The 17,005-nt window shown below is 54.4% G+C and carries 13 protein-coding genes; 3 read left to right on the top strand and 10 right to left on the bottom strand.

The annotated features are described in order from the left end of the window. Positions 1–568: 568 nt before the first annotated feature. Complete coding sequence (locus LQK91_RS20580) at positions 569–772, bottom strand: hypothetical protein (RefSeq protein ID WP_078805279.1); 204 nt, start codon at positions 770–772, stop codon at positions 569–571. A 743-nt stretch (positions 773–1,515) separates the two neighbouring features. On the opposite strand from LQK91_RS20580, the gene LQK91_RS20575 reads away from it, so the two are divergent. Beyond that, a complete protein-coding gene (locus LQK91_RS20575; protein ID WP_105100085.1) occupies positions 1,516–4,050 on the top strand; it encodes an excinuclease ABC subunit UvrA in 2,535 nt (844 codons plus the stop codon). A 117-nt stretch (positions 4,051–4,167) separates the two neighbouring features. Here LQK91_RS20575 and LQK91_RS20570 read toward each other — a convergent pair whose 3' ends face one another. From LQK91_RS20570 to budA, 7 genes are all read right to left on the bottom strand, one after another. Beyond that, positions 4,168–4,422, bottom strand: a complete 255-nt coding sequence (locus LQK91_RS20570; RefSeq protein ID WP_003850603.1) for a Txe/YoeB family addiction module toxin — start codon at positions 4,420–4,422, stop codon at positions 4,168–4,170. Further along, entirely contained in the window at positions 4,419–4,670 is a 252-nt protein-coding gene (yefM, locus tag LQK91_RS20565; RefSeq protein ID WP_003850602.1) for a YoeB-YefM toxin-antitoxin system antitoxin YefM, read from the bottom strand. Before yefM ends, LQK91_RS20570 begins: the two co-directional genes overlap by 4 nt. Positions 4,671–4,773: 103 nt before the next feature. Then, positions 4,774–6,087: a CitMHS family transporter gene (locus LQK91_RS20560; RefSeq protein WP_033762133.1), complete on the bottom strand. Its 1,314-nt coding sequence runs from the start codon at positions 6,085–6,087 to the stop codon at positions 4,774–4,776. A 339-nt stretch (positions 6,088–6,426) separates the two neighbouring features. After that, positions 6,427–7,878 carry a flagellin gene (locus tag LQK91_RS20555; protein ID WP_105100084.1) on the bottom strand — a complete coding sequence of 484 codons (1,452 nt, stop codon included), beginning with the start codon at positions 7,876–7,878 and terminating at the stop codon, positions 6,427–6,429. A gap of 205 nt (positions 7,879–8,083) precedes the next feature. After that, entirely contained in the window at positions 8,084–8,857 is a 774-nt protein-coding gene (locus LQK91_RS20550; RefSeq protein ID WP_003850595.1) for a (S)-acetoin forming diacetyl reductase, read from the bottom strand. Positions 8,858–8,880: 23 nt separating this feature from the next. After that, positions 8,881–10,560 (bottom strand): acetolactate synthase AlsS, encoded by a 1,680-nt coding sequence (gene alsS, locus LQK91_RS20545; RefSeq protein ID WP_003850593.1) that lies wholly within the window; start codon positions 10,558–10,560, stop codon positions 8,881–8,883. 14 nt (positions 10,561–10,574) lie between these two features. Continuing rightward, the gene (budA, locus tag LQK91_RS20540; RefSeq protein WP_105100083.1) at positions 10,575–11,357 is read right to left on the bottom strand and encodes an acetolactate decarboxylase; all 783 of its coding nucleotides are present in this window, start codon (positions 11,355–11,357) and stop codon (positions 10,575–10,577) included. A gap of 104 nt (positions 11,358–11,461) precedes the next feature. Here budA and LQK91_RS20535 point away from each other — a divergent pair, with 104 nt between their 5' ends. Then, positions 11,462–12,355, top strand: coding sequence for a LysR family transcriptional regulator (locus LQK91_RS20535; protein ID WP_105100082.1), 894 nt, complete (start codon positions 11,462–11,464; stop codon positions 12,353–12,355). A gap of 83 nt (positions 12,356–12,438) precedes the next feature. Next, positions 12,439–12,684: a hypothetical protein gene (locus LQK91_RS20530; protein WP_003850587.1), complete on the top strand. Its 246-nt coding sequence runs from the start codon at positions 12,439–12,441 to the stop codon at positions 12,682–12,684. 59 nt (positions 12,685–12,743) lie between these two features. On the opposite strand, the gene LQK91_RS20525 is transcribed toward LQK91_RS20530, so the two are convergent. Continuing rightward, positions 12,744–15,788: an efflux RND transporter permease subunit gene (locus tag LQK91_RS20525; protein WP_105100081.1), complete on the bottom strand. Its 3,045-nt coding sequence runs from the start codon at positions 15,786–15,788 to the stop codon at positions 12,744–12,746. Next, positions 15,785–16,918, bottom strand: coding sequence for an efflux RND transporter periplasmic adaptor subunit (locus LQK91_RS20520; protein ID WP_105100080.1), 1,134 nt, complete (start codon positions 16,916–16,918; stop codon positions 15,785–15,787). The genes LQK91_RS20525 and LQK91_RS20520 overlap by 4 nt, the downstream gene beginning before the upstream one ends. Between the last annotated feature and the right edge of the window lie 87 nt (positions 16,919–17,005).

Raw genomic sequence — 17,005 nt, 5'->3', positions numbered from 1 at the left:
TGGCAATCAGATACACATAATTACCATAGTGTGCGCCGATTATTTTATAGTTAACCCCTTTTGCTTCCGCTTTTTTCGCGAGGGATTTTTCCGCTTCATGAATGCTCAGTCCGGTGGCTGAGCATTCATGAAGCCATCGCACCGGCTGATACGTTAAATAAAACTAAAAACGTTGATAATAAAAGAATGTTTTTACGCATAGTGAACACCTCACATTTTGAGTTTAGATAAGCTCAGAGATATAGTCTCTGTTTAATGAAAATTAAAAAATCTGATAATGACGCTATCTATTACCTGGTATATATAATTAAAATTTCATTCTGATTTTGATAAGTGCGTTTTTATTCAATTTCTGGCTATTTTGCTGCTGAGGCTCATAGGTGTAAGTGATAATTTTAATCAGCATGAACTGGTGCTCAAATTTTTTGCAAAATTTAAGTTTGGTCATTGGCAATAAGCGTTACTGAAGTAGCCAGTAATATAGTAAGCGCCACCGCTGTCGGTGAATTTTTCAGCGATAATTAAGCGCTGTTATGTAATTGAATATTCATAATATAACATCTGCTGATTAATGGTTTAATATTCCTGTATCATCAAGGAATGCACCTTCAACATCGGTCATCAGGCGCTCAGATCTGTAAAAGTAACCATTTTCATTTCCATTATCATTTGATCCGATGCGCTGATTAACTTTCCCATACATCCAGATAAGATCGATTTCATCAGGATATTCATCGCAGACATTTTCAGAAATGATAAGGTCTGTCCGCATTCAATGAATCCTTAATGCTGAATAATACTGACGAGATAAACTTTTCTTAATTTAATATTGATATCCGTCTTGCCCGATGTGAAACATCTTTATATTTCGGGGAGTGATAGTCAACGGAGGTCGGCTAACGCGATTGATAGGTAAAGTGATTTTAAATCAAATCATCCATAGTTATCACCAATGGAAAATCAGATGATTACCTTTTAACTAATTGAATATATTGATCTATTTAATTTTTGGCATTTGATTGAATGATTATTTTGGTTTGCGGGAAATAATGAGTTCTGAATAGGTAAAATAAACCAGTGGTGCTCAGCTAAAGTCTGCCGTTAAATTATCGAGGGAAATGCTAACAAGATGTATGGGGTTCATATTTAAATAACGATTGTTTTTTAAATCACGGTTTCATTAAAGACCTGCATCAGCACCTGATCAGCAAAATTATGTTTACTTCTCTTTACTTCTATTTACCAAAGTCATGCACTATTTCGCCTCTGGTTCAGACTATTAGGTTCAGGTAGTAAATGGTCGGGATGTACTGATTCAGGAGTGCGTAGCAGAATTTATCAGGAGTCATTCAACGACCTGTTGCGTTGTGAAGATAGAAATCCGTGACTACCCTTGCTGTTGCTTCAATTCTCAAACGGGCCGGATAGCCTGAAGACCCGATGAGCATCTGAAATGTTTCAATCATTAATGGCAGGCGAATGTCAGGCTGCCATGCATTTTTAAACAGGGAAATCATGACAGACCAACGCAACGCTGAACGTAACCGCGCTGATGAGCATATCGACCCTTATGTTTCGGTACAGGGTGCAAGAACGCATAATCTTAAAGATGTCTCGTTTCGGTTTCCCCGCAACGCCATGGTGGTGTTTACCGGCGTGTCAGGTTCCGGTAAATCGTCACTTGCCTTTGATACGCTTTACGCAGAAGCCCAGCGCCGGTTTATTGAGTCGGTTTCGCCCCATGCCCGCAGACTGATCGATCAGGCCGCGGCACCGGATGTAGATAATATTGATGGACTTCCGCCTGCGGTGGCTCTGCAACAGAGCCGGGCGGGTGCTCAGGAGCGCTCAACGGTGGGCAGCCTCACCCGAATTTCCGTTACGCTGCGTCTGCTGTTTTCCCGGGCAGGTGCACGACCCGACGGTGTACCTTTTATGACCGCCGATTATTTCTCGCCTAACAATCCAGAAGGAGCCTGTCCGCATTGCCAGGGACTGGGAAGCGTACACACCGTCAAAACCGACTCAATGGTGCCGGATGACTCACTGAGTATCCGCCAGGGCGCCATCGCGTCATGGCCCCGAGGCTGGCATAACAAAAATCTGCGAAGCATCCTTGAGACACTCGGTTACGATGTCGATGCGCCCTGGCATACGCTTTCATCCCGTGACCAGCAGTGGATATTGCTGACGGACGAACAGCCTTCGGTGCCGATTTTTATCGGTCTGAATGCTGAACAACGTGAAGAAGCGTTGGCTGCGGGTGAAGAGCCCGCTTATACCGGGACCTACACCAGTGCCGCAAAAATCGTACTACAGAGTTATTCGGGTGGCAGTGAGACGACGAAGAAACGGCTTGCCCGTTATGTCACGGTCACGCCCTGTTCAGCGTGCCACGGTAAAAGACTGAATCGGGATGCCTTATCCGTCACCTTTGCGGGTTATGACATTGCCAGCCTGAGTGAGCTTTCTGTCTCGGCGCTCGCAGAACTGCTGAAGCCTTATGCTGATGGCACCTCATCCAACCTGCCTGTAGAGGCTGCCCTGCGGGAGGCGGTTATCCGGATGACGTCTGATATCAGTATGCGGCTTCAGCAACTGGACACGCTGGGGCTGGGCCATCTGGCACCGGGCCGCCGGACCACCCAGCTCTCATCCGGCGAGTTGCAGCGCGTGCGTCTGGCAACCCAGTTGATATCACGATTGTTTGGCGTGCTTTACGTACTGGATGAGCCTTCTGCCGGCCTGCATCCCGATGATGTTAAAGCGCTGCTCACTTCCCTGAAAAACCTGGTGCGCGCCGGTAATTCGCTGGTGGTTGTCGAACATAATATGGACCTCATCGCCGAGGCTGACTGGCTCATTGAGGTTGGCCCGGGTCCGGGAACGCATGGCGGTGAGATCGTTTATAACGGCGAACCCGCAGGACTTAAAAACATCGCTTCACCCACGTCTGACTATCTCTTCTCGCGGAGCTATACCGGACTGCGCCAGCGCCGGCCTGCAGAGAGCTGGCTCAGGTTTGAGCAGGTCCATTGCAACAATATTTCCGCAATGGATATCGCTATTCCGCTGGCAAGAATGACAGCTGTCACCGGGGTTTCTGGTTCCGGTAAATCAACACTGTTGAATCGCGTGCTCCCGGAAATGCTCGGACGTTTTGATAAAATCGCTGACAGCGACGAGGGCGAGGAAGAGGATCTGGTGGCAGACGTCAGAGGACAGGTGGTGAGCGGAAGTGACGCCATCGGCCGACTGGTGAGAATCGATCAGCGTCCTATTGGCAGAACGCCTCGATCAAATCTGGCCACTTACACCGGATTTTTCGACATTATCCGCAGGTTGTTTGCAGAAACCCCTGCAGCGAAAGCCAAAGGCTTCAGCGCCAGCCGTTTCTCATTCAATTTACCCGCCGGACGCTGTCCTGCATGTGAAGGGCAGGGGCAGATTTCAATTGAGCTGCTGTTTATGCCCAGCGCCACCGCAACCTGCTCAGTCTGTGCGGGAGGCCGTTATAATCCCGACACGCTGGAAGTGAAGTGGAACAACCTGACGATTGCGGATGTGCTTGCTCTGACCGTGGACGACGCCACTGCGCTCTTTCACGCGTATGACGGTATTCAGCGTTCGTTAAAAGCTTTGACGTCACTGGGACTGGGATATCTGACGCTGGGTCAACCCGCCACTGAGTTGTCTGGCGGCGAGTGCCAGCGCATCAAACTCGCCTGGGAACTGCAGCGTTTACAGCGTACGCCTACACTCTATCTGCTTGATGAACCATCGACTGGTTTGCACCCGTCTGATATGGATAAGCTGCTGATTGTGCTCGATGAACTGGTAAAGCGCGGCCACACGGTGATTATGGCGGAACATACTATGCGCATTGTGGCTGAAGCGGACTGGGTGATTGATCTGGGGCCCGGCTCGGGGCTCAGGGGAGGAAAGATTGTTTCATCCGGCTTACCGGAAGAGGTGAGTCTCTCTGCAGAAAGTCTGACAGCTCCCTGGCTTTCGGCGCAGCTGAAAAAGAGGGCAGGCGATCCGGATTAATCGGGTGGCATAGCGATCTGTTGCGGGATGGGGGCCGTGTCTGGGTGCAGGAACCGTGTGATGCTTCCTGTACCGAATCACTCGGTTGATCGTCAATGTCAGGAAGGCGACTTCTGGTCAGTAGTGATAACGGCATGAGGCGATTAATAATGCCTCCTCAGTGACGGCGTAGACCAGTCGATGTTCCGCCGTAATCCTGCGGGACCAGAATCCCGCAAGATTATGCTTCAGGGGCTCGGGTTTTCCCTTGCCTTCAAAAGGCGTCCTGCTGGCATCTTTAAGGAGTTCGTTAATCTTTTTGACGGTTTTTTTATCAGTATCCTGCCAGTACAGATAATCTTCCCAGGCTTCTGCGGACCAGGTCAGTTTCACTCAATAATATCCCTGTCAGTCCCTTTACCGCTTTGCAGGCTTTCGATAGCATCCATCAATCTGCGAGCATTCTTAGGCGAACGCAGCAGATAGGCCGTCTCTTCCAGTGAGTTATATTCATCAAGCGACATCAGCACGCAGGATTCGCCGTTCTGGCGAGTGATTAACACCGGTGCCTTATCTTCAACTGTCTGAACCATCGTGGCAGAAAGATTCTGTCTGGCTTCGCTGTAACTGATTGCTCTCATAAAACCTCCGTAATGAACAATACAAGTCATTGTACAATGACTGTTGTAGTTCGGGAAGCGAATAACCGGGAACATTGCCGGCTATCCACCCGAAAGCAGAGGATTAACGGTGGAACAACGGGAAAGCACCGGTCAGCAGACCGCCAGCCATCAATACCAGACTCACCAGAATTCCCCACTTGATTGCAAAGCGCTGATGGTCACCGATGTCGACCTTCGCCAGACCCACCAGCAGGTAGACTGACGGTACCAGCGGGCTCAGCAGGTGGAATGGCTGGCCGACAATGGAAGCGCGAGCAATCTCTTCAGCGGTAATGCCATAGCTGGCCGCTGTCTGAGCAATAACGGGCAGAATGCCAAAGTAAAACGCATCATTCGACATAAAGAAGGTGAACGGCAGGCTGACAAGCGCGGTAAATACTGCCAGGTAAGGGCCAAAGCTGTGCGGGATGACCGCCAGCAAACTTTTCGCCATTGCATCAACCATACCGGTGCCGGAAAGGATACCGGTGAAAATACCGGCGGCAAAAATCAGCGCGGTTACCGCCAGAACGTTACCGGCATGGGAGCTGATGCGCGCTTTCTGCTCTTCCAGCGTGGGATAGTTGAGCATCACCGCTATCGCAAATGCCAGCATAAACAGGATCTGAATCGGCATTAACCCAACCACCAGCAGCACCAGTAGCACAGTGGTCAGGATGAAGTTAGGCCAGAACATTTTTGGCCGGCGATTGGCGGCGCACTCTTCGGCATCCCCCAGACCCAGTTCAATATTGTCGAGATGGTGATCTTTCATGGTCATCACGCCTAAACGCTTACGTTCACGAAGACCAAACAGCACTGCCATGGCCACAAGGCTAACGCAGGCCAGCAACATGGCCGGAAGCATCGGAATAAAGATGTCGAGGGCATCAATGCGCAGTGCCGCTGCGGCACGGGCTGTCGGGCCACCCCATGGCGAGAGGTTCATGATACCGCTGGCGAGGTTGACCAGACAGGTCATCATCAGCACATTCATACCCAGCCGGTGATAGAGCGGCAGGAACGCGGCGATAGCGATCATATACGTCGTGGAGCTGTCACCATCCAGTGAAACCAGCAGGGTCAGCACCGCCGTGCCGACCAGCACTTTCAGGGGATCGCCGCGCACCATCCGGAGAATAAAGCGCACCAGCGGATCAAACAGTCCGGCATCAATCATCAGACCAAAATAGAGAATGGAGAAAGTCAGCATGACGCCGGTAGGAGCCAGCTTCTTGACGCCGTCCAGCATCATGTCACCCAGGCCCGCGTAAAAACCGCCAATCAGCGCAAATACGGTTGGTATCAGAATCAGCGCAATCAAGGCTGACATGCGTTTGGTCATGATCAGATACATGAAGCAAACAACCATGGTAAAACCCAGTATTGTCAGCAAAATAACAGCCCTCGCAATGGCGTAAAAGTAATGAAAAGTGCTTATGACCGCAGGAAAATTCAGGTAATTACTTAGTCTGGTAACGATTAACCTGTTGTTTTAGTTAATCCTGCGCAGGATGGTGATATTAAATTGTTATCAGCATTTAGCATTTATTTAACAAAAAAAGGTGATGACGACCATTCTTAAACGAATCTTAAACGAGTTTGTGTGACTGGGATCAAAGCGTGACGAGGGGTAACCGGGGATTTCGGGCCAGCAGAGGGCCGAATCAGGCGATGTTAATGGAGAAGAAACAGGGAAAACGGCTGAGGCAGGACGCCCTGCCGGTTAAAAGTATTAGCTGCCTAACAGCTGAATAATCATTTCAGGTGTTTTGTTCGCCATTTTACTGACGGCAGTCTGGCCCTGCTGAATAATCTGGTTACGAGCCAGCTGACTGGCTTCTTCTGCATAGTCCGCATCCTGTATGCGGCTGCGAGCTGCTGAGGTATCCACGCCCTGCTGCGCCAGCACATTACGGTTTGATTCGTAACGGTTAATCTTCGCGCCATAAGTCGACTGATAGCCGCTGATCTTCGCCAGCGCGCGCTCCAGCGCTTTCATGGTGCTGGAGATGTCCTGACTGTTCAGCAGTGTTGTGTTGTTCAGCCCCAGGGTTTTGGTATCTGACGGTGTAGCCGGGATGGTATCCGATTGCACTGGCTGACCATAATCTGCGCTGGTGACCACTTCCAGAGGACGACTCTCATGTGGCGGCGTTTCAGGCACGCCTTTAGGTTCGGGCAGTTTTCCCCAGGTCAGATTACCCGTGAAAGAGCCATTGCCCACCACCACCACAATCAAATCTTCGTTTACAGTATCCAGCGTGATGCGCTCAAGCCGGTTACTGGTGATGGTCCCGTTATTGAAATCGCCGCTGGCGACATCTTCATAACGATCGCCATCACCGCTATACGTGATGTTCATGCCGTTATAAGTGCTGCTGTTGCTGCCCGCCAGCGCCCAGCTTGTACCGCCCTCGAGCAGTTGCGAACTGTCATATGCCGCACCGCTGCCAAAACCGTTTTTGCTGGTCAGCAGGCGGGTATCTGCGGTAGCCGCATTGGTGATGCCTTTGCTGGCCCAGGTGTAATCGGGCGCACTGCCATCCAGCGGTGTACCGACCAGATGCTTACCGTCGCGGGTAAAGAGCTGGAGATCGTCATCCATACCCAGCGAGTCGATGGTGATGCTTATCGCTGTCGAGCCTGCCGGAATATAGGCCAGCGGGATCACGCCGGAGGTAAAAGAGTAATTCTTGCCTGGAACCGGGAACTTCGTGTTGATAGGGTCAATGTTACCCAGTTTCGCAGGAGGCAGATCGGGATTATTGGTCGCCAGCGGATAACGCCCGAAAATCTCGGTGTGATCCGCGATGTCATTGATGCCTGCCAGAATCTGCTGATATGCACCGTTGACGCTCTGCCTGTCCGCATCCGATAGCGTGCCGTTGGCTGCCTGAACCGAAAGCGTGCGGGCCTGGATCAGCAGATCGACAATGCTACCCAGGCCGCCGCTGGCGGTCTGGGAATAGCTGATAGCGTCATTGAGGCCGCGCGCTACCACCGCATCGGCGTTGATATTGGCCGTCATGCGGTTGGCAATCGCCTGACCTGCCGCATCGTCTTTCGCACTGTTAATCCGCATCCCTGATGATAACCTTTCAACCGTTCGTCCCAGAACAGAGTCAGTGCTGTACCGCATTTTGTTCGTGATGGCGGCGGGCTCGTTATGGTTGATCGTTAACATGGTCGCTTTGAACAGGGAGAGGAGTCTCTGTTTTATCGGCAGGATAATAAGCAGCTTTAATCTCTCAGGCGACAAAAACGCAGGTCTGGCGCGATTAAACGGTCAACAGGCTGATGGCTAACCGTTTTTAAGATAAAAGAAACTAATGTTTTAATGGGTGCGGAAGCAGAGCCTGCTGCGCCGGAACGAAGCAGGCGAGGGCAGATCAGTTAAACACCATGCCGCCATCAATCAAAAGTGACTGGCCAGTCATGTAATCGGAGTCGGGACTGGCGAGGTAGGCGACGCAGGCGGCAACATCTTCCGGTTCAGAAAGACGTCCCAGCGTAATACGTTTCGCAAATTCCTCCGTGCCGTAACCGGCGGGCTTTCCAGCTGCTTCGGAAATCTGTCTGTCGATCTCTTGCCACATTGGTGTTCTGACAATACCCGGACAAAAGGCATTTACCGTGATCCCGGCAGGCGCCAGATCACGCGCGGCGGTCTGTGTCAGGCCGCGCACGGCGAACTTGCTTGAGCTGTAAACCGCCAGCTCCGGATTACCAACGTGACCCGCCTGGGAGCAGGCGTTGATGATTTTGCCACCGTGACCTTCTGCAGCAAACGCTTTAATCGCGGCCTGCATACCCCAGATCACCCCTTTGACATTGACGTTGTAGACCTTGTCGACCACCGCTTCGGTAATCTCCGCAATTGGCGTGGAGGGCGCAATACCTGCGTTGTTAACGATGACGTCAAAACCACCCAGTGCGAGACGAGCCTCTTCGACTGCGGCCAACACCTGATCGCGCTGCGAGACATCGACCTTCAGGGCTATCGCTTTTCCGCCCAACTGGTTGATCTTGTCTGCGACCTGGCGGGCGGTCTCCTGATTGAAATCGGCCACCGCGACCGCCAGTCCATCTTTCGCCAGACGCAGGGCGATCGCTTCACCAATGCCCTGGCCTGCGCCAGTCACAAATGCCACTCTGTTTTTCATCATGATTTCCTTTTTACATGAACTTAAAGAAGCTGACTCAGATGCAGCTGGCCCATCAGTAACGGGTTGTCAGCGTAATCAACAGGCACAGCCACAACTGCAGGTCCCTGAACATCCATCGCTTTTCGCAGCGTAGGCTCCAGTTCTGCTGCACTGGTCACCGCAAAGCCCGCAGCCCCAAATGCTTCTGCGTAGGCTTTAAAATCAATCGGGCCAAAATGAACACCAGAGACGCGGTGATATTTCTTCTCTTCCTGCATCGCCACCATGTTGTAGGCGTTATCAACCCAGACGATGTGCAGAATATTTGCTTTTAACCGGACGGCGGTTTCCAGCTCCATGCTGGACTGCAGGAAGCCGCCATCACCTGAAACCGACACCACTTTGCGTTGCGGATCGACCAGCCAGGCGCCAATCGCCCACGGCAGGGCCACGCCCATGGTCTGCTGACCATTGGAGATCATGATCTGGCGGGCGCGGAAGCTGTAGAGATAGCGGGCGATCCAGATGTGGAAGCTACCCATATCAACGGTGAGGCTGACATCGCTGTTAATAATGTCCTGCATGGCGCGCACGATGCGCAGCGGATGCAGGGCAAACTGATTGAGGCTGGCACCCTGCATTGCCAGTAATTTTCGTTGCTGCTGGCGATCGTCAAGAATAGAGGCAGTTTCTGCAGTCAGTTGCCGTGGCGCAGTAATACGCGCAGCCAGTTTACGCACCGTGGCCGCGATATCCCCCACCAGCTCCGCATCGGGCAGATAGCGGTTGTCGGTCTCTGCGGGTATCACGTCGATATGAATCAACGTGGCATTGCCGCTGTTCCACATCGCCGGTTCATATTCTACCGGGCTGTAGCCGATGGTCATGATCAGGTCAGCCTGTTGCAGCAGCCGGTCGCCTGCCTGGTTATTAAACAGCCCGACACGCCCGGCAAAACGTGAGAAGTGATCCTGTCTGACGGCCCCGGCTGCCTGATAGGTGCTGGTGACCGGAATATGACTACGGGTCAGCAGCTCGTCGATGGCTTCGCTGTTCTCCGTCTGGCTCGCCATCAATCCCAGCAGGATAACCGGATTTTTAGCCCCGGCAATCGCCCTGCTGACTGCCTCAATCATCGCGTCTGGCGCGGCACCTAACACCGGACGGCCTTTACTGCTCAGCGCTTTGCCGGTCACCGGCTGATCGACAATATCCTGTGGCAGGCTGATAAAGGCACCGCCGCCGCGGCCATGTTCCGCATGGCGAAACGCATTTGACAGGCATTCAGAAAGCGCAGAGGGATCGGTCACTTCAACCGCATATTTGGTGATCGGGCGAAACATCGAAACGGTGTCCATGCTCTGATGAACCTGCTTTGCACTGTCGGAACGTTTCACCTGGCCGCCGATAGCGACCACCGGATCACCTTCGCTGGTGGCGGTAGCCATACCGGTGATCAGGTTAGAGCAGCCCGGCCCTGAGGTAACCAGCGCCACACCCGCGTTGCCGGTGAGACGGCCAACTGCGGCGGCCATAAACGCGGCGTTAGCTTCGTGGCGAACCGGTATGGTCTGAATGGATGAGTCCAGCAGCGAGTCAAAAACCTTATCGATCTTTGCGCCAGGGATGCCAAAGACATGCTGGACACCCTGTGCCTCAAGTTGCGCGACCACCAGGTCAGCGCCACAGGTCCAGAGCGTGGTATCGGTTGAAGTTTTCATCGTCATTCCTCTGATTAGCTTTCTACCGCTCGGATCGCGGCGTCAAGATTGGCGGGGTTCAGGTCGGCATTGAGAAAGTCACTGTCCTGCGGCAGATCCACGACCAGCTTGCTGATGGCACCAAAGGTCAGGGTGCCCTGTTCCAGCGCGTAATCGAGAATGTGGCCGCCGCCTTCGCGGTCGTCGGTAATAAAATGTTCGTGATAGCCCGCAACGTTAATGCCCTGCATATATTGCGGCGTGCGGAATCCAATCAGTTCCCCCGCACGCTGGCTAAAGGAAAAGGTAGGCTGATCGTCCAGCACTTCCGGCATGGATCGATACGGGCGGCACTGGCACGGCACGGTGCGGGTATCGACGCGGCTGAAACGACCGCTGATGCGTAGCGCACAGAACTGGTTATCGGAGGTGATTTCGCTGTCGATCACCCGATGGATTTCCTCGCGTGACAGCGGCCGGTCAAACTCAAACAGGTGCTGCGGCTTGAAAAAGGTCATGACCGCAAACGGAGTTTTCTGCGCCGGATCGGCTGGATGCGCGCTGCCGTCGGCGTGCAACTGATAGACTTTGCTGTCAAACGCGATCATCTCGCCATCCAGCCGGTTGAAGGTGCCCAGGCCGAAATCCCCTTTGCGCAGCAGGTCGGCAATGCGGACATTACCGTCATAGACGCCGCTCAGCAGCGCACTCATTAAAGAGGTCTGATAGATAACACTTTCTGGCGCATCCTGGGAAAGCGTTAAGACAGTATGTTTTAGTTGATCCTCGCAGGAACAATCAGTTACACAATTGCTCATTTGATGCCTCGTCGATTAACCGTTAAGCCGTGTTAACCTAATGGTGAACCGATTCAGTCGGTGGGTCCAATAGCGAAACCTGTTAACTTTGAGACGTTTTTGATATGGAACTTCGCCATCTGCGTTATTTTGTTGCCGTAGCCGAGACGCTTCACTTTACCCGAGCCGCTGAATTGCTGGGGATATCGCAGCCGCCACTGAGTCAGCAGATATTGCGGCTGGAGCAGGAGATCGGCACGCCATTGTTGAAGCGGCTGACGCGCGGGGTTGAACTCACTGAAGCGGGAGAAGCGTTTCTGGCGGATGCCCGACAGATTGTGCAGCTGGCCGATCAGGCGCTGGAAAACGCGCGTGGCATTGCGCGCGGGATCAGCGGTCAGTTGTCGCTGGGATTTGCCAGTTCGGTGGCGTTTAATTCGCGCATCTTCACGCTAATCCATAAGTTTAAGAAACGTTATCCCGCGATGACGTTGCTGACGCGTGAAGAGAATATGGCGTTGCTGATGCAGGATTTACAGGAGGGATTACTGGATGCGGCCTTTATCCGGCTGCCGTGCGAAAGCAGCAAAGCGTTTAATCTGCGTGTCATTTCCACCGAAAAAATGCTGATTGCGCTGCCGCGTTCTCATCCCTTAAGCGGTACACCCACTGTGCCGCTCTCCGCGCTGGCGGATGAAACCCTGATCATTTTCCCGCGTGACGTCTCGCCGAGCCTGTATGAGCTGATTGTCACTGCCTGTCTGCGGGCGGGCTTTTCGCGCCACACCTTCCAGCAGGCGCCGCAAATCACCACGTCGTTGGGTATGGTCGCGGCCGGCTGCGGGATTGCGCTGGTGCCGGAGTCGATGCGCTGCGTCGATAACCCCGACGTGAGCTTCTGCGATATCGAAAACAACACGCTGTTTACCGACGTGGCCTTTGCCTGGCGTCGGCTTCATCCGTCAAAAGCGGTGCTGCATCTGCTGGCAATGCTGGCAGAACTGCCTGCGCCACACTAAGAGATGGGTTGATAAGCGCCAGCTATTGTAATGAAAACAATAACCAACTGGCGGCACGAAGCCGGGATGCCAATAATCGGTGCATGACTATATATCGCGTAAGAGTCGGGTTTCATAACCCGTCAGCCCTGACATTCAGGCAACTGGATGAAATTCTGGAGCCGCAGCGATTCTGGAGAACAGATTCGGCAGGCGGCCAGTTCCGCTATTTCATGGAGTATGAGTACCAGTCTGACGTGCGTGACCTTTGTTCGGTCTGCTCGCTGGCCTACAGTCAGGCCTGCAAAGTCAGAAAGTGCCCACTGATTCTGGTCGAGGTGATGAACTGAGGACGTCCGGCGATTCTGCTGTTCCTGGTACAGAATCGCCGGACTTTTTTTGAACGGATTTAACGTGAACGGCGTTCCATCATCAGACTTAACGCAGCGGGCAATACCGTAAGTGTCACCAGCGTACCGCTCACCAGCCCACCAATAATCGCCAGTGCCATCGGCCCCCAGAAAACCTGATGAGAAATAGGGATCATGCCCAGGATTGCGGCACACGCGGTCAGCACGATTGGACGCGCCCGGTGATGGGCGGCCTGCCGGATAGCTTCACCAGCGGCAAGTCCGGCGCGGCTGTTCGTATCCACTTCACTGATCATAATCACGGCGTTGCGGATGATGATTCCCGCCAGTGCAATAATCCCCAGCAGCGCCACAAACCCCAGCGGAGTACCCGCAGGCAGCATTGCGGATATGATGCCTGGCAAACCAAACGGTGCCATGCTTAGCGCCAGCAGCATGCCTGAGAAACGTTGCAGCTGAATCATCAGCAGGATCAGCATGGCGCAGATCGTTACCGGCAACAGAGCAAACACAGAACCGTTGCCTTTGTCTGATTCTGCCGCCACGCCACCTTCTTCAATACCATATCCGGCAGGCAGTGAAGCACGCAGAGCGGCGACACCTGGCGCGAGCTGTTGCGAAACCTGTTCAGCCCGCTGACCGGGTGCGATATCGGTCTGTACGGTGATGTAAGCCAGCCGCTGACGGCGCCAGATCACCGGGTCGTCCACCCCCCAGTTCAGCGTCGCGACCTGCCGCAGCGGAATTTTTTGTCCGCTGGCATTGGTAATCATCAATCCTGCCAGCAAGTCAGTGTCCTGGCGCGCCTTGTCATCGCCGCGCAGCACCACATCGATCAGGCGGTTGCGATCGCGCAGCGTGGTCACCACGCTGCCGGACATCAGCGTATTCAGCGCGGTGGCTATCGTGTCTGATGAGAGTCCAGCCGCGCGGGCCGCTGTCTGGTTTACTGCCAGCCTGATAACGCGTTCTGGCTCTCCGGCGGTGAGATTGACACCCCGGGTCAGCGGTGAGCGAGCAAGCTGTGCCGCCAGCCGATCGGCGACCTGCCGAACCTGTGCATTGTCCGGACCGGTGATGCGATATTTCAGTGGCCAGCCAACCGGCGGCCCCAGCTCAAGCGGTGAGACGCGAGTACTGATATCGTTAAAATCTGCTGCCAGTTTTTGTTCCAGCCGGCTGCGCAGCCGATCGCGCACGGTGAGATCTTTTGCCACCACCACCAGCTGCGCGATGTTTTCATTATCCAGCAGCACATCCATCGGTAGATAGAAGCGGATTGCACCTGAGCCAACGTAGCTGGTGAAGTTCGCCACATCCCGGTCATTCTGGAGCATTTTTTCAAGTTGTACGGTACGACGCAGGGTTTCGGCCTGCGCGGCATTGGCGGGCAGCGTCAGGCTGACCAGCAATTCGGGGCGGTCTGACGCCGGGAAAAACTCACCCTGCATAAAGGTGGTGGCATAAAGGCTGACTAACAGCACTGCCATTGCCACGCCCATTGTCACCAGTCGGTTACGCAGAATCACGTCCAGAAGTCGGTGATAAGTGCGCGCAAGCACGCCCGGCGACGGGTGGGCTGTTATGTGCTTTACAGACAGCAGCCAGCAGCCGGTGAGTGGAGAAAAGATTACTGCGACCACCCACGAGCAAAGCAATGCAAGCGCAATCACCACAAACAGCGAATAGCAGTACTCTCCGGCACTGGAGGCAGCGAACCCGACCGGAATAAAACCCGCAATCATCACCAGCGTGCCGGTCAGCATAGGGAATGCGGTGGTTTTGAACGCATACGTCGCGGCCTGCCACTTACTGTCGCCTGCTTCCAGCCGCGCCACCATCGCTTCGACAGTGATCATCGCGTCATCCACCAGCAGCCCCAGCGCAATGATCAGCGCACCCAGTGAAATTCGTTGCAGGCCGATGCCCGCCAGCAACATGCCGGTAAAGGTCATGGCCAGCACCAGCGGAATGGCCGCTGCCACCACCAGACCAGCACGCAGTCCCAGCGAGACGAAAGAGACGGCTAACACGATGACGACCGCTTCGCCCAGTATCCGGACAAAGCCGCTGACCGCATTTTTCACCACGGATGACTGGTCAGCCACGCGGGTCAGGGTGATGCCGTGCGGTAACTGACTGGCCAGTGTCTGCATGCGCTGGTTAAGCTGCTTGCCGAAATCGAGCATGTTGCCGCCTGGGGCCATGGAAATCGCCAGCCCGATAGCCGGAACGCCGTTAACCCGAAACGTGGGTGCCGGGGGATCGGCAGGTTGAAGAGTGATGGTAGCCAGTTCAGTCAGCGGGATGAAACGCTCTCCGATATGCAGGGTAATTGCCCGCAGGTTTTCGACCGAGGTCAGGGTGCCACTGACCCGCAGCGCAATGTTCTCGCGGTCGGTTCGCAGGCTGCCCGCGGGTACCACGTCGTTCTGCGCTTTGATGGCGTCGCTGACCTGCTGTAAATCGAGTCCCATGCCGTTTAGCTTGCGCGGGGAAAAGGCGATAACCACCTGCTGCTCCTGCACACCCAGCAGGGTGGTTTTTCCGATGTCGGGCAGACTCGTCAGACTTCGCCGCAGGTTATCGACCCGATCGCGCAACTCTCTGGCGGTAAAACCATCAGCCGTAAACCCATAAATTGTGCCGAAGGTGTCATCAAACTCATCGTTCACTGCCGGACCCTGCACGCCCTGAGGCAGTGAAGCGGCAACGTCTTTCATCTTTTTACGTAACTGATACCAGGTGCCAGCCACCTGAGAGGGTGGTGTGTCATCACGCAGGTTGACATATATCACCGTTTGCCCGGCGCGGGTTTCGCTCTCAACGGCGTCCAGCGACGGGATCTCCTGTACCTTCTGTTCCAGTACGTCAGTGACCAGTTGCACCATATTGTCCACGTCCGCGCCCGGCCACTGGGCCGAGATGACGGCAGTTTTGATGGTAAACGCCGGATCTTCATTGCGGGAGAGACGTTCATAGCTCAGTACACCTGCCGCCATCACCAGCAGCATGAAAAAGATGACCAGTTGCTGATGCGCCAGCGCCCAGCCAGAGAGGTTAAAGCCAGCCGGTTTTTTCATGGCGCCTCCTGCATCAGCGAGACCTTTTCGCCGGGCTGCAGGGTATTAACGCCGGCCGTCACAACGCGCTCGCCCGGCTGGATCCCGGCAGTTACAAAGATTTGATGCGCGTTAAAGCGGGCAAGGACTACCGGACGAAGCTGCAAGCGTGACGCTGCATCAACAACCAGCAGCGCGGGTTTGTCTGAGAAACGGGTCAGAGCGCTGGCGGGCAGGGCGATCACTGGCGGTTGTGCATCGGGCAGGCTGACGGTGACCGTGGCACCGGGTGCCATCGCCTCAGGTGGATTTATCAACGAGATGCGCAGTCGCCACGTGCGGGTCTGCGGATCGGCTTGTGGGCTGATGTCACGCACCGTGCCGCTGGCCTGCACGGTGGGATCGGCGAGCAGCGTCACCTTTAGTGGTATTTGGCCGTCAGGACGCAAAAGCGCTGGTGTGGTCAGGTCAAACACCGCATCGCGTGCATCTCCCGCTGCCAGCGTCATCACATTTTGTCCAGCGCTGACCACCTGGCCAGGCTGAACCGTGATGGCGGTGATCCGGCCTGCGGTGGGTGCAGTGAGTTGAGTCCAGCTGAGAGTGTCCTGGGCATTTTTTAGCGCTGCTTCGCTGCTGAGACGGCGTGACTGCGCGCTTTGCCAGTCTGCCTGGGCGCTGTCAAGCTGGCTGCGGGCGATGGCGCCACCGGGCATCAACAGCCGCATTCGATGAAGATTAAGTGCGGCGACCCGTTCGGCGGCGCGAGCGCTGTCGAGATCGGCCTGTGCGCTACTGAGCTGATTACGTGACTGATCATTTTCCAGCGCTGCAAGCGGTTGTCCGGCGCTGACGCGATCGCCCAGTTCAGCCGCACGACTCACGACCCGGCCATCCAGCCTGAAAGCAAGCGCGACCTCTTCATGGGCGCGGATTTCTCCGGTCAGCACCAGTGAAGCATCACTTCCGAGCGGCGGAACAATCACCGTTTTAACTGGTCGCGGCGGGGCAGCGGGCGGGGCAGAATTATTGTCCCGGCAGCCAGTCATGATGAGCACGCCAAGCAGCACAAACATGGCTGGTGCAAAGATCTGAACACTAAAAAGGTGACGCCACACCTGGCGGGCAGCATCCGGGATTAAATCAGTCATAGCCGGGTTCCTTTAATGAGTTGTGCTCATTGAACCCGGCTTGTGTCCAGAAACGTTGCATGAACCATCAAGAAATGGTCAAGCCAG

Origin of the sequence: Pantoea sp. MHSD4 (assembly GCF_021043305.1) — a bacterium.
Taxonomy (GTDB): Bacteria; Pseudomonadota; Gammaproteobacteria; order Enterobacterales; family Enterobacteriaceae; genus Pantoea; species Pantoea eucalypti.
The sequence above is the reverse complement of the archived record's forward strand: the minus strand, read 5'-3'. Positions and strand labels throughout refer to the sequence as shown.